This window comes from Mitsuaria sp. CC2, assembly GCF_048957715.1.
Taxonomy (GTDB): domain Bacteria; phylum Pseudomonadota; class Gammaproteobacteria; order Burkholderiales; family Burkholderiaceae_C; genus Roseateles.
In genome coordinates, this window is record NZ_JARVXN010000011.1 from 204659 (window position 1) to 217624 (window position 12966).

The following is a 12966-nucleotide window of genomic DNA, read 5'->3' on the forward strand; positions in this document are numbered from 1 at the left end:
CGCGGCCGTCTTCGGATCGTCGACAGCCGCTTCGGCCCGCCGCGATTCACCGAAAGGACTACGCCCCACAGTCTTGCGAAAGACATCAGGGGACGGTCGATGGTCCAGTTCTTCGCACGCAGCCGTGGCGGCATGCCGCCGCCGCCGCCGACGACACCGGCCCCCACGACGGGCGGCGCGCAGAACGCGACCCCGCACAACGCCACGACGACGGGCGCGCTGCAAGGCCTGACCCCCGCCGGCGGCGCCGCGGCCACGCGGCAGAGCCAGCGACCGCGGATGAACCTGTTCGGCCGCGGCGCGCCATCGCAGGCCCAGCCGCGGACACCGCCCGTGTTACCGGAGATCGCGACGGCGATGGGACAGGCCCACGGCGCGCACGGCCAGGTGGCGGCGCATGTGGACGCCGAGGCCTCGGCCAACGCCGCGCTCGACAAGCGTCAGCAATCGATCCAGGACCTCCAGCGGCGCGGCACCGCGGCCGCGGCTGCGGCCGTGCTCGAGGGGCCGCTTCGCCAGACGGCGCTGACGACGGCGCAGACGGAGGCCACGCAGACCGCCGCCGCCCTGCCTGCGCTGCGTGCGGAAGTCCAGCGACATCAAGGCTTGCTGGATGCGGCGCGGAGGCAGGCGCCGCTGCTCGATGCCGCGGTGCGCACGGCCCGCGACGATCCCGCCATCGGCACGGCGCGGACGGACCTGGCCGCCGCCGAGCGCGCCCTGCGACGCGCCGTACGCTCGCCGCCTGATCCGCCGGCTCCGGCTCAGCCCGTCCCACCCGGAACACCCGTGCCGCCGACCCGCGCGCAGCGGATCGCGCAGGCGACCGCGGACCGGGCCACGGCGAACACGCGGCTCCAGCAGCTGAGGCAGGCGGTCTCCGACGCGGAGAACGACAAGAGGCTCAACACGGCCGCGATCGGCACGCACACCGACCATCTGAGGACCGCCACGGAGAACGAGCGGACGGGCATCGCGGCGGACGGCGCGGCCCGGGCGCGGGTGGCGGCGGCCGCAGCGGCGATCACGCGGCTGGACGCGGCCAGCAACGACCTGAACGCGCTGACCGTCGCGACGGCGCCGGAACAGGGGCACCTGCGGGCCCATGAAACCGACGCGCAGACCGCGGTGCCGGATGCGCTCGCCGCCACGCAGGCGCATCGCACGCTCGCCCAGTCCACGGCCCAGGCGGCGGAGCGCACCCGCACCGCCGCCACCCATCGCGACGCGCTGGCGAAGCAGCAGGCGGTCACCGACGCGGCGGTCAACAACCATGCGCAGGCGGACGCCCGCTTGCAGCCCGGCGGCGATCTGCACAATCACGAGCAGGCATGCCTGCAGGCGCTCAACGCCGCCCAGGCGGCGTTGCCGCCGCAGACACCCGGCGCGCCGCCGCCGACGAGCCGGGCCTTCCGGCGAGCCTCCGACGACCTGGCGCTGGCGCAGGCGGCCATGACGCGGCAGCGGGCCTCGGTGGCCTTGCTCCTCACCGACGCGAACACCCAGCAGACCGCCCTGGCCGCGCGCCAGCACGACGTCGCGACGAGCGGGCCGCTCGAGACCGCCGCCAACCTGCAGCGGGACCAGCATCAGACGGCGGCCGATCTCGCGGACAACGCCGCCCGCCTCAGCGCGCAGGCGCAGAACGACAGCGCGCCCGCCGCCGATCGGGCGAAGCAACGGATAGAGCGGGCCATCGACGCCTTGTGCGAAGAGATCCGTCCCAAGCCCGAGCTGCCCCCTCCGGACGAACGCGGCATCGGCCACCAGGCCAAGGACAACCTGCTGAGCCGCCCGCTCGCCGCCATGGAGCGGCGCATGGCGCCGGCCAAGTACGACTTCACCGCGGGGCCGTTCAGCGGCTCGTCGAGCGGCACCGCGCCGACGACATTCAACGACGGCGTGCCGCCGGTCCGGCAACCCACGGACAAGGTCCTGAGCGACGGCGCGCTCAAGCGGGTCGACCGGCACGTGAAGGTCGCGGCCGGCGGCGCCGCGAACCTGCTGACGGACGCGTCGATCAAGACGCACCGCCCGGCGCAGACGCCGCCGGCTTTCGGCAAGGCGGAGGCCTTCGCGTCCGAAGTCGGGCGCATGTTCGCGAGCGACACGCACGCCACAGAGTCCACGCCGGTGGGCACGAGACTCGCGCAGGCGCTGCTCGACCATCCCAATCCCGATCCGACGGGACGACCCGACGGTCATCCGCTGCGGCATGAGCAGGCCCTGCTGATCGCGACGACGCTGCGCACGGTCACCAACGACCCGGCCGTCGCCGCGCAGGTCTACAACGCGCTGTGGAGCGGCGGCGGACCGGCGCTGCCGGGCATGCGAACGCGCGCCGCCACGCCGTCGCCGCTGGCCGACGTGACGGCGGCCGCACCAGGCCCCGACGTGGCCAGACTCGCCAATGCCGCCAAACGCTCGCTCGCCGGGACCTCCGGCGGAATGCAGGCCCTGCTGGACCTGCAGGGCCTGTCGCTGCCGCCGGCCGCGGCGAGGCCCGCAGCGCTCGGCCCTCAGGCCACGCCGGCGGAACAGGCGACCCACGCCGCGGACATGACGGCCTTCGAGACACGCCGGCATGCCGAGCATGCGGTCGAGCACTACAAGCTCGGTCTGCGCGCCGAGAGCGCCTTGCTCGCGCAGGGCCTCCACGTCGGCGGGGACCAGACGCCGGGGGACTTCCGCCACGCGATCACGAATGCGCCGCCGGGCGCCAGTGCGGCGGCGGCGGCGGAGCACGCCAAGCTGATCGACCCCGCGCGCCTGGGCACCGGCAACATGCGCCGCGGCCCCACGCGGGCGCGCGATCCCGAACACCGGTCCACGCTGGCCGCGCAGGCCTTCCTCTACGCCGAGGCCAACCAGACCCGGGCGCAGGGCGGGCCCGAGGCGAACGCGGCGATGAAACCGGCATACGTCGCGCTGCGCAACGGCTTCACCGAAAGCGGCTCGGGCACCGACTTCCACCTGATGGCCAAGCGGCTGCACAAGTTCTGCAAGTACATCGACCTCGCCTGCAAGACGGGGGTGTCCGGCCCCGGTCTGCAGGACTGGAAGAGCCACCCGCTCACCACGGCGGGCGCGGGGTTGCGGCGCAAGATCGGCAAGGACAAGACGCCGTTGAAGACGCTGATGCAGGCCGGACCGCTGGGATCGGAGATCGGCACGGTGCCGGGTGAGCATGCCAAGCGGCTCAAGGGGGCGCTGGACCGGAGCAGGACGCTGCTCCTCGACGACGTGCGGGCCAACGCCGCGGCCATGACCGGCGACGAGCGCACCCGAGCGGTGATGCGACTGGCCGTGATGGACGCGTGGCAGGCGAAGGTGCCCGCGGGCGCCGATCCCCTGATCGACCTGACGCAGGGGCTGCGGCTCACGAAGGCCGAGATCGGCGCGGCCGCGGATCGCGTCAACATCGAGATTTCCAATCCGCCGCCCGCGGTCCCCCCGGCGCCCGGCGCGCCGGCGCCGGCGCGGGTCGTGCCGCCGGCGCTGAACCAGACCCTCGTGGACGCCGATGCCCTGGCTCATGCGGACAAGACGCTGCTGCCCTCGACGCTGAACGACTGGGTGGGGGCCGGACGGCTGAGCGCCTCGGGCGCGGCCGGCTCAGTCCCGGCCGGCGGCGCGGCGGCGGTCGCGCAGCTCCAGGGCGATCTGAAGGTCCTGCGCGGCAAGGCGGCGATGGACGGCGAGCTCGATCAGCTGCAACGCGACTTCGATGCCGCCACGCCGCAGGGCCGTCAGGACATCCTGCGCAAGGTGCTGGTGACCGTCGTCGCGGGCGGCGACATGACGGACTACAGCGACGGACGCAAGAACGGCATCGGCGGCGTGTTCGGTTATGGCGCGGCCAGCGTGAAGGGCATCGGCGGACTGACCACCGGCATCACACCGGTGGGCGAGTTCAACGTCGACCACAGCCGCACGGCGGTGCTGAAGGCGGGCGTGGCGTCCAACACCGGGGTGATCTTCCTCGGCAACGAGACCAAGGTGACGGAGATGGGCGGCGCCGGCGTGCGCTTCGGCGCGCAGGTCGGGCACCTGGGCGCGACGGCGCAGGTGATGGGCCGGCTCGGCGGGGCGCACCTCTTCAGCAAGGGCCTGATGATCCGCACCAACAAGACGGGCGTGGAGCACGCCGATCTGACGGCCTCGCTGACGGCGGCGCAGTCCGCGGCCATGCAGGCGCCCGAAGGCAGCTGGAAGCGCATGAGCGAGCTGACCGTCGACTCGGTCTTCCAACTCGCGGGGCAGGACGGTCAGCAGGGACGGCCGGCACGGCCCGCCAACGGCGGCGAAATGTGGGCGCAGATGGTGGGCAAGGTCGGCGACTACCGCGACATCTCCTTCGGCTGGAACGAGGGCAAGTCGCACCAGGTGACGGGCTCGGTCGGGCTGGACGGCATCGGCAGCGGCAAGCTGGGGAAGGGCTTCGGCGCATCGGGCACGGCGGGCATCGGGCTCAAGCACACCTTCATGAACCGCAGCAAGGCCAAGGACGAGGCCGGCGGGATGCAGACGGTGCAGGCCGGCAGCGGGTCGCGCACCTCGCTGGGCGCGGCGGCGAGCGTGGGCGTCTCGCACCCGACGATCAAGCGCGACGATCAGCCCGACGTCGGCGTCTTCTCGCGCCACAAGGTCGGCGTGGAGACGGAACTGGTGATCCAGGCGAAGAACGGCTTCGTGCGCATCACGACGGAGGACGGCAAGGTCAAGCCCAACATCTCCTACAAGCACCGCGAGTACGCCGTGCAGGATGACTTCATCAAGCTGGTCAACAAGGAGAGCAGCGCCTGGCAGGCGCGGCTCGGCCAGCGCGGGCCGGATGGCGTGCTGCGCGGCGGCGACGAGGCGCTGAAGGGATTCGTGCAGCAGATGGTCAACCTGCCGCCGGGCAACAACCGGCTGTTCATCGAGCGCAAGTGCCTCACGCCGGAGGCGGCGGACACGATCAACGCCTGCCTGGAGCGCCTGAACGTGCTGCAGCGGCCGGGCGCGCCGGCGGACGAGGGGACGGCCGGGCAGGTCAAGGATCTGCAGAAGCAGATCGCCGCGCATGTGGCGGACGAATCGAGCTGGCAGCCGTTCCGGCTCTTCGTCAACGAGTCGAATCAGCGGTCCAGGGACTCGTCGCTGGGCGGCGAGTTCCGGGCCACGCCCAAGTCGCCCGAGGACAAGGACGCGGGACCGCAAGGTTTCGCCGAACGCTTCCTCGGCGGCGGCAGGATCACGCTGGGCGGAAAGATCAACACCGCCCACGGCGGCCGCGACCTCATCACGATCGACGCGCAGCCGGTACGTGCGTAGTTCCTGCTCCCTCGCCGAACAGACGAGTCCTGCCTTGATTGGCCTGGGCCAAGGCGTCCGGAGCAGCGAGTACGGTCGAAGCGCCGATTGCGCCGATTGCGCCGGAGGAGGCGAGGAAACCCCGCCGATTGGACCTTTTCATGGTTATCCCTTCAGTGGTTTTCACGTGGAGGGATGGTGCCAAACGGCGCTGACCAAGTCGCTGTTCGTTCCTGCTGCCGCTGGTACGAATCGCTCGTGGTCCGCGCCGGCCGACGCTTCGACGCCGACGCGCGATGGAACGGGGATCATGCGCCCTTGAGGGGGGAGCGTGATCAAGCGGCCACGGCCAGTTGCCGGAGCTTCGGCAGATTGAACGTCAGCGGCGTGTCCGAGAACTCGCGCAGCGTGTCCAGGAGCATGTCCAGTTCGAACTCGCGGCTGTAGAAGGCATTCAGACCGGCCTCCATGCAGCGCGGTCCGAACAGCGCCTCGTCGGCGTTGCTGATCGCGAAGGCCACGCCGCGGAAGCCCGATTTGCGCATGCGGGCAACCATGTTCAGGCCGGAGCCTTCGCTCAGGGCGACGTCGCAGAGGACCACGTCGGGCTGGCACAGCGCGGCGGTGATCACGGCGTGCTCTTCGCAGGCGCACTGGGCAACGACGACGGCACCCGGCACCTCGGCGAGGCGGTAACGGAGGGTGGCGATCCAGGCCGGCGAGGGGTCAACGAGAAGGATCTTCATGGCGGGGCGTCCAGCGATTGCGTTGCCGCAGTGTGACGTGACACCCCCGGGCGCGGTATCTCCGGACTTCGGTGCGCCGCGTCCGGCTTGCCCTGCATTGCGTGTCGGGAAAACACCCACACCGTGCTATCAGCGGGACGGGCGGCGCTACCGGTGCTTTCCGTGCCCTACGACGCCGACGGGCTGAACGCCCTCAGCCGCGCGACCTCGTCCACCGGCGTGGCGCCGAAGTAGCGCTTGAACTCGCGGCTGAACTGCGACGGACTCTCGTAGCCCACGCGGGTCGCCGCGACGCCGGCCTTCACGCCTTCGTTGAGCATGATCAGCCGCGCCTGGTGCAGCTTGTAGCTCTTCACGTACTGCAGCGGCGAGGTGTTGGTCACCGCCTTGAAGTTGTGATGGAAGGCGGACACGCTCATGTTCACCAGACCGGCCAGGTGCTCGACGCTGAGCGGCCTGGCGTAGTGCGACTCGATGTGCTGCAGCGCCTTCGTCACCTGCGCGAAGTGCGAGTGCCGGTTCGCGAGCGCCTGCAGCGCCGCGCCGCTGTCGCCGCAGAGCACGTGATAGATGATCTCCTTGAGGATCAGCCTGCCCAGCACTTTCGCATCGCGCGGGCGGTGCATCGCGTCGAACAGCCGCTCGAGCGCGCAGAGCACGTCCTCGGTGAAGGCCGCGCTGTTGACGCCGGCGGAGTCGAGGCTCGCCGGACGGTCGAGACGCTCGTCCTCCAGCTCGATCAGCAGCTCCTGGAGCACCGCCGTGTCGATGTCGATCGACACGCCGACGAAGGGCTCCGCCGGGCTCGCGATCGTCTGGCACTCGAAGGGCAGGGGGACCGTCAACAGCAGGTAGCGGTCCGCGTCGTAGCGGAAGGTCTTGTTGCCGAGGTAGCCCACCTTCGCCCCTTGCGCCACGATGACGATCGAGGGCTCGTACAGCACCGGCGTGCGCGGGTGGGACTTCTCGGAATAGAGGATGCGCACGCCGGCCACCGGCGACGGCGTCGAGAACGCGCCCGACTTGTAGCGGACCGCGGTCTCGATGATCCGCCGGCGGATCCCGTCGTTGAGGCTGGTGGCCATGCGGGGCGATCAGCGGGCGGCTTCGAGGATGCGCCGGCTGTCGTCGAGACGGACGTCCTGGTGCTCGCCCAGCGCCTTGCCGCCGTGCTCCTCCAGCTTGGCGATCAGCGCCGGGATGCTGCTGCCGTCCAGGCCGTAGGCCGACAGGCGCGTGCCGACGCCCAGCTTCTCGAAGAAGGCGCGTGTGGCGGCGATGGCGCCGTCGATGCGCTGCTCCTCGGTGCCGTCGCGCAGGCCCCAGACGCGGTCCGCGTACTGCAGCAGCTTGGCGCGCTTCTGCTCCTTCTTGTACTCGAGCACCGACGGCAGCACGACCGCCAGGGTCTGCGCGTGGTCCAGGCCATGCATGGCGGTCAGTTCGTGGCCGATCATGTGCGTTGCCCAATCCTGCGGAACACCGGCGCCGATCAGGCCGTTGAGCGCCTGCGTCGCGCTCCACATCACGTTGGCGCGCACGTCGTAGTTCTCCGGCTCGGCGAGTGCCCGCGGACCTTCCTCGATCAGCGTCAGCAGGATGCCTTCGGAGAAGCGGTCCTGGATGCGGCCTTCGGCCGGGTAGGTCAGGTACTGCTCGACCGTGTGGACGAAGGCGTCGACGACGCCGTTGGCCACCTGGCGCGCGGGCAGGCTGTAGGTGGTCACCGGATCGAGCACCGCGAACACCGGGTAGGTGAAGGCCGAGAAGAAGGGCAGCTTGTCGCCCGTGGCCTGGCGGCTGATCACGGCGCCGTTGTTGGACTCCGAGCCGGTGGCCGGCAGCGTCAGCACGACGCCCATCTTCACGGCGCCCGTGACCTGAGAGCCGCGGGTCAGGAGGATCTCCCACGGGTCCTTGGCCGCGTCGTAGCGGGCCGCGGCGGCGATGAACTTCGTGCCGTCCGCGACCGAGCCGCCGCCGACGGCCAGCAGGAAGTCGACGTGCTCGGCCTTGACGACCTCGACGGCCTTCATCAGCGTTTCAAAGGTCGGGTTCGGCTCGATGCCGCCGAACTCGAACACCGTGCGGCCGGTGAGCGCGGTACGGACCTGCTCCAGCACGCCGTTTTTCTTGATGCTGCCGCCGCCGTAGGTGATCAGGATGCGGGCGTCCGCGGGGATCTCCTTGGCGATCTCGGCGATCTGGCCCTTCCCGAACAGGATCTTGGTGGGCGTGTTGAGGCTGAAGTTGTTCATGGCTTTCGGCTCCGCAAGGGGGTGAAGGAGGATTGGTGTCGATGGAGCGGATTGTTCGCTCAGGGGCTGATCCGGGCAACGCACGAAGCTGCCGGAGTTTTGCCCAATCCTGCCGAGGTGTGGATGAATGGGCAAGCGATCGGGCGGCGTCGGCGTTGGGCGCGCCCGTTGCCGGAGGACGGCATGACTGCTTCAACGCCGAACGCCGAAATCGTCGTCCCGTCCTGGTCGGGCCGCTCGCCCAAGACCTGGTGGTCCCTCCTGAAGGATTCCCTGTCGGCCTGGATCGACGACTACGCCCCCAGCATGGGCGCGGCGCTGTCGTACTACACCGTGTTCTCGCTGGGGCCGCTGCTGGTGATCGTCATCTCGATCGCGGGGCTGGTCTTCGGCGAGGACGCCGTGCGCGGGGAGCTGTTCGGCCAGATCGACGGCGTGATGGGGCCCGAGGCGGCCAAGGGCATCCAGGAGGTGTTGAGCAACGTCAGCAAGCCCAGCACCGGCATCCTGGGCACCGTGCTCGGCGTGGCCGTGCTGCTGATCGGCGCGACGACCGTGTTCGGCGAACTGCAGGACGCGCTCGACCGGATCTGGCGGGCACCGGTGCGCCACCGGACCAGCGGCCTCTGGGCGCTGGTGCGCGCGCGGCTGCTCAGCTTCGGGATGATCGTGGGCGTGGCCTTCCTGCTGCTGGTCTCGCTGGTGACCGGTGCCGTGGTCGCGGCGCTGGGCAAGTGGTGGGGCGGCTGGTTCGGCGGCTGGGAATGGCTGCTGCAGGGCCTCAACGCCGTCGTCGGCTTCGCCATGACCACGGCGGTCTTCGCGCTGATCTACAAGGTCATGCCGCGGGTGAAGGTGGCCTGGTCCGATGTCTGGGTCGGTGCCGCGGTCACGGCGTCGCTGTTCACCATCGGCCGCCTCCTGATCAGCCTGTACATCGGCAAGACCGGCGTGGCCAGCGGCTTCGGCGCGGCGGGCTCGGTCGCGGTCGTGTTCGTGTGGGTGTACTACTCGGCCCAGGTGTTCCTGGTCGGCGCGGAATTCACCTGGCTCTACGCGCAGCGGCTCGGCTCGCGGCGTGGGCGGGAAGCATCCACGTCCTTGTCCTACAAGGCATCGGACCGTTCTCCGGTCCCGGCGCGCAGCGGCAGACCGTAAGGTGGAGGCACCGCACACAGGAGTACGTCCATGACCGCAGCGACCGCCCCGTTCTCGATGAGCCAGGCCGGCCAGATCACCGGCCTGCCCAGGAGCTACATCCAGGCCTTGATCTCCGAGGACCTGCTCGCGCCCAGCCGGGACCTGCGGTTCTCGTTCCAGGATCTGGTGCTGCTCCAGGCTGCGCGCCGGCTGCTCGACTCGGGGGTCCCGTCGTACAAGGTGGTCGCGGCGCTCGCCCATGTGCGCGAGAGCCTCGGACCCATGGACCCCAAGCAACTGAACTGAGGCAGACCAACGCAGAGGTCGGAATGCCACCCGCGAGGGTCAAGGGCTCTCCGAAAGCGAAATCGGCGCCACGGCGCCGATTCCGCTTTGGTCAGTGCAGCGCCACGTTGAGCTGATCGACGACCTCTGCCCAATCCGCGTCCTGCAAGAGGAGTTCCTTGAGCAGTCGTTTCTGAGAGTCGGTCCAGAACGGCGCCTCGGTGATCTTCACGTCGCCAGGCAGGGGCCGGTGGACGGAGATGAATTCGCGGACCTCCGCCTCCGAAGAGGGCAGGCCGAGTTGGTCGAACAGATCGTGGAACTGGTGGTTGGTGGATTCCATGGCGTCTCCTTCAGGGGTCGGTTGCCCTGGAGATTAACGTCTGGCGGATCGCGCCGGTGTAGGACAGTGTTCCATTCAGGGCAACGCCGGTGTGCGCCGGAGCGGCGCCACGAGCGCCCCTTCGATGCGATGCCGGCGCAGCGCCTCGGCGACGAAGCCGGAGGACTTCATCTCCTCGACGAATGCGCTGAGCCAGCGCTGCGCGGCGACACGTCCCTTGGGCACGCCCATCGCCTGCTCGATCACCATGAAGCGGCCGGGCAGCAGGCGCACGCCGCCGACGCGACGCGCGTCCGCTTCGAGCTGCTGCCGCACCCCCGCCGCCACCTCGAGCGTGTCGGCGATGAACATGTCGGTCACCGCCGGCGAGGTCGGCGCGCGCACCAGCGTGGCGGACTTGATCTCGCGGGTCAGGTACAGGTCGTAGGCGCTGCCGCGGCCGACCACGATGCGCGTGCCGGTGCGGTCCACCTCCTCGTTGTGCCGCAGCGGCGACTCGTTGCGGACCAGGTAGGCACCTTCGATGATCACGTAGGGCGCGGTGTAGTCGGTGTCGGCGCCGCGCAGCGGATCGATCGCGACGAAGGCCAGGTCGACCCGCTTCTCCTTGATCGCCTCGACGACCTTGCCCGCAGCATTGAACGGGACGAGCTCGATGCCGATGTTCAGGCGTCGCGCGGCCTCGCGCGCCAGGTCGACCGAGACGCCGCGCAGAGTCCACGACGTTGAACGTTCATGGCGATGTCCTTGGTGATCAGTCCGAGCTGCCCGCCAGCACGATCTTGCCCAGATGTTCGGCGTGCTCGATCGAGGCCTTGGCCTGGGCCAGTGCCTCGAAACGGAAGACGCGGTCCACCACGGGGAGGTGCGCGTCAGCGGTTTTCGCCGTCGTCGGTAAGGATCAGGCCGCGATCGGCGCGAGGTGACACCCCGCCGAATCGCCGTCGGTGGACAAGGCGTGGCCCACGTCGACGGGCAGCTGGAGGCCCGGTCCGCCGCAGGCCGTCGCCCGGACCAGCGGCGCGAACGGCGCCTGGACCTGTCCGAACAGCGTCGCGAACGGCACGTCCGCCGCATCGCGTCCCGTGCCGATGCGCACGAAGCCCATCGGGATGCCGGTTCCGGACGCGTCGAAGGTGTACCAGCGCTTGCCGAGGTAGACCTCCACATAGGCGTGGAAGTCGGGCGCCTTGGTCGGATCCGCGCCGTAGTCGGTGCCGGTCACGTAGCGCGCCGGCATCGAGAGCGCCCGGCACAGCGCGATCATCACGTGCGCCTGGTCGCGGCACACCCCGACGCGATCCGTCAGCGTGTCGAGCGCGGAGGTCTGCGTGGTCGACCCGTACGGCGAATACGCGATGTGCCGCTGCACCCAGCGCGCGACCGCTGCGGCGCGCGCGTAACCCGGCGGCAGGTGGCCGAATTCGGCATCGGCCCAGGACAGCAGGCGGTCGGACTCGCAGTATCTGCTCGGCGCCAGATAGCAGAGGAACTCGCTCGGCAGCTCGTCCACCGGCGTTTCCTCGATCAGCGCCGGATCGCCGATGCCGTGCTCGATCGTGACGCTCGCGGTGTAGGTCAGGTGGAAGTTCCCCTGCGGCGCTCGCGCGCGCAGCAGCCGGTTGCGGCTGCCGGCCAGCGTGTCCGAGCGCCACGGCACGTCCGGCGTCACGACGACGCGCTCCTGCAGCACGCGCTGCGCCGCCGTCTGTGCCGGCTGGATGTTGAACACGAAATCGCCGAAGGGCGAATCGATGCGGTAGTCCAGTTCGAAGTGCAGATCGAGGCGAATCATGGGGTCCTGCCGTTCTCGACGACGCAATGGATGAAGTGCAGCTTGGGGACAACCTGGCGCTGCAGCACGAAGGGGTAGAAGTCGGGTTGGCCCATGGCGCGGGACATCTCGTTCATCACGCTGGTGATGGCGAGCCAGTCGCGCAGCAGGCGCAGGAAGTCGGGGCCGGTGGCGTGTCCCGGCGACCAGAGGTCCTCAGGTCCATAGGGCAGGGGCCGTGCCTCATCGACGGTGCTGAGCAGCTTGAAACTGCCGGCGGTGTCGATGGTGTCGCGCAGGTGGAGGTAGTGGGCCCAGGTCTCGGCCCAGTCCTCCCAGGGATGCGCGCTGGCGTACGAGGTGATGAAGCGCCGCGCCCAGTCCGGCGGCGGGCCGGCGGCGTGGTGACGCCGGAGCGCGCCGCCGTAATTCAGGCGCTCATCGCCGAACAGCGCCCGGAAGGGCTCGTGCCAGGTCGTGCCGGCGACCAGGCGGTCCCAGTAGTAATGACCGATCTCGTGGCGGAAATGCCCGAGCAGCGTCCGGTAGGACTCGCCCATGCGCTGGCGGGCGGCTTCGCGCTTCGCGTCATCGGCTTCCTCGATGTTGATGGTGATCACGCCCCAGGCGTGTCCCGTCATCACGCGCGGCTGGCCGGGCAGCGTGCGAAGGAAGTCGAAAGCGAGGCCGCGGTCGCCGGCCTCCGACTTGGGCGCGACCGGCAGGCGCAGGCCGAGAAGCTGCGACACCAGCCGGCGCTTGGCGCGCTCCAGGCGACCCCAGAGTTCGGCGTTGATCGGGTCCGATAGATCGGGAATGGTGCGGTTGAGCGCGCAAGCGACGCAAAGCGGACCGCGACGGCGGTCATCGAGCGGCAGCAGCCAGTTGCAGCCGGCGGCGGTGTGGAAGTTCGCGCAACGCGTGAAGAGGCCATTCACGCCGCCGATGCGCCAGGTCGCCGGAGAGGGCCCGGGCAGCAGCGCGTGCAGCGTCAGGTCGTCCGGCAGGAAGCCGAGCGGTGCCGCGCAGGCCAGGCAGGCGCTGTTGCGGAAGTAGAGGCGATGGCCGCAGGTGCAGCGATAGACGCGAGGGGAAGTCATGGTCAAGGGTCCCTTGGCAAACATG

General features: G+C 70.1%; 10 protein-coding genes and 1 pseudogene. 3 read left to right on the plus strand and 8 right to left on the minus strand.

Features of this window, described 5'->3' with window-relative positions; translation table 11 throughout:
• Positions 1-99 precede the first annotated feature (99 nt).
• The gene (locus tag PV762_RS06850) at positions 100-5316 is read left to right on the plus strand and encodes a hypothetical protein (RefSeq protein WP_421034278.1); all 5217 of its coding nucleotides are present in this window, start codon (positions 100-102) and stop codon (positions 5314-5316) included.
• A gap of 314 nt (positions 5317-5630) precedes the next feature.
• On the opposite strand, the gene PV762_RS06855 is transcribed toward PV762_RS06850, so the two are convergent.
• From PV762_RS06855 to yqhD, 3 genes are all read right to left on the minus strand, one after another.
• Complete coding sequence (locus PV762_RS06855; protein WP_421034279.1) at positions 5631-6041, minus strand: response regulator; 411 nt, start codon at positions 6039-6041, stop codon at positions 5631-5633.
• A 167-nt stretch (positions 6042-6208) separates the two neighbouring features.
• Positions 6209-7126: an AraC family transcriptional regulator gene (locus PV762_RS06860; RefSeq protein ID WP_421034280.1), complete on the minus strand. Its 918-nt coding sequence runs from the start codon at positions 7124-7126 to the stop codon at positions 6209-6211.
• A gap of 9 nt (positions 7127-7135) precedes the next feature.
• Positions 7136-8299: an alcohol dehydrogenase gene (gene yqhD, locus PV762_RS06865; protein WP_421034281.1), complete on the minus strand. Its 1164-nt coding sequence runs from the start codon at positions 8297-8299 to the stop codon at positions 7136-7138.
• 183 nt (positions 8300-8482) lie between these two features.
• On the opposite strand from yqhD, the gene PV762_RS06870 reads away from it, so the two are divergent.
• Complete coding sequence (locus PV762_RS06870) at positions 8483-9457, plus strand: YihY/virulence factor BrkB family protein (protein ID WP_421034282.1); 975 nt, start codon at positions 8483-8485, stop codon at positions 9455-9457.
• Between the two features lie 30 nt (positions 9458-9487).
• Positions 9488-9745 carry a MerR family transcriptional regulator gene (locus PV762_RS06875; protein WP_421034283.1) on the plus strand — a complete coding sequence of 86 codons (258 nt, stop codon included), beginning with the start codon at positions 9488-9490 and terminating at the stop codon, positions 9743-9745.
• 91 nt (positions 9746-9836) lie between these two features.
• On the opposite strand, the gene PV762_RS06880 is transcribed toward PV762_RS06875, so the two are convergent.
• The 5 genes and pseudogenes from PV762_RS06880 to PV762_RS06900 form a co-directional block, all read right to left on the minus strand.
• Complete coding sequence (locus tag PV762_RS06880; protein WP_421034284.1) at positions 9837-10067, minus strand: DUF2789 domain-containing protein; 231 nt, start codon at positions 10065-10067, stop codon at positions 9837-9839.
• A gap of 75 nt (positions 10068-10142) precedes the next feature.
• A pseudogene (locus PV762_RS06885) lies at positions 10143-10775 on the minus strand (transporter substrate-binding domain-containing protein); the annotation flags it as partial.
• A gap of 46 nt (positions 10776-10821) precedes the next feature.
• On the minus strand, positions 10822-10926 hold the full coding sequence (locus PV762_RS06890; RefSeq protein WP_421034445.1) for a hypothetical protein: 105 nt from the start codon (positions 10924-10926) through the stop codon (positions 10822-10824).
• Positions 10927-10968: 42 nt separating this feature from the next.
• Complete coding sequence (locus PV762_RS06895; protein ID WP_421034285.1) at positions 10969-11862, minus strand: transglutaminase-like domain-containing protein; 894 nt, start codon at positions 11860-11862, stop codon at positions 10969-10971.
• Positions 11859-12941: a zinc-binding metallopeptidase family protein gene (locus PV762_RS06900; RefSeq protein WP_421034286.1), complete on the minus strand. Its 1083-nt coding sequence runs from the start codon at positions 12939-12941 to the stop codon at positions 11859-11861. The genes PV762_RS06895 and PV762_RS06900 overlap by 4 nt, the downstream gene beginning before the upstream one ends.
• Positions 12942-12966: the final 25 nt, after the last annotated feature.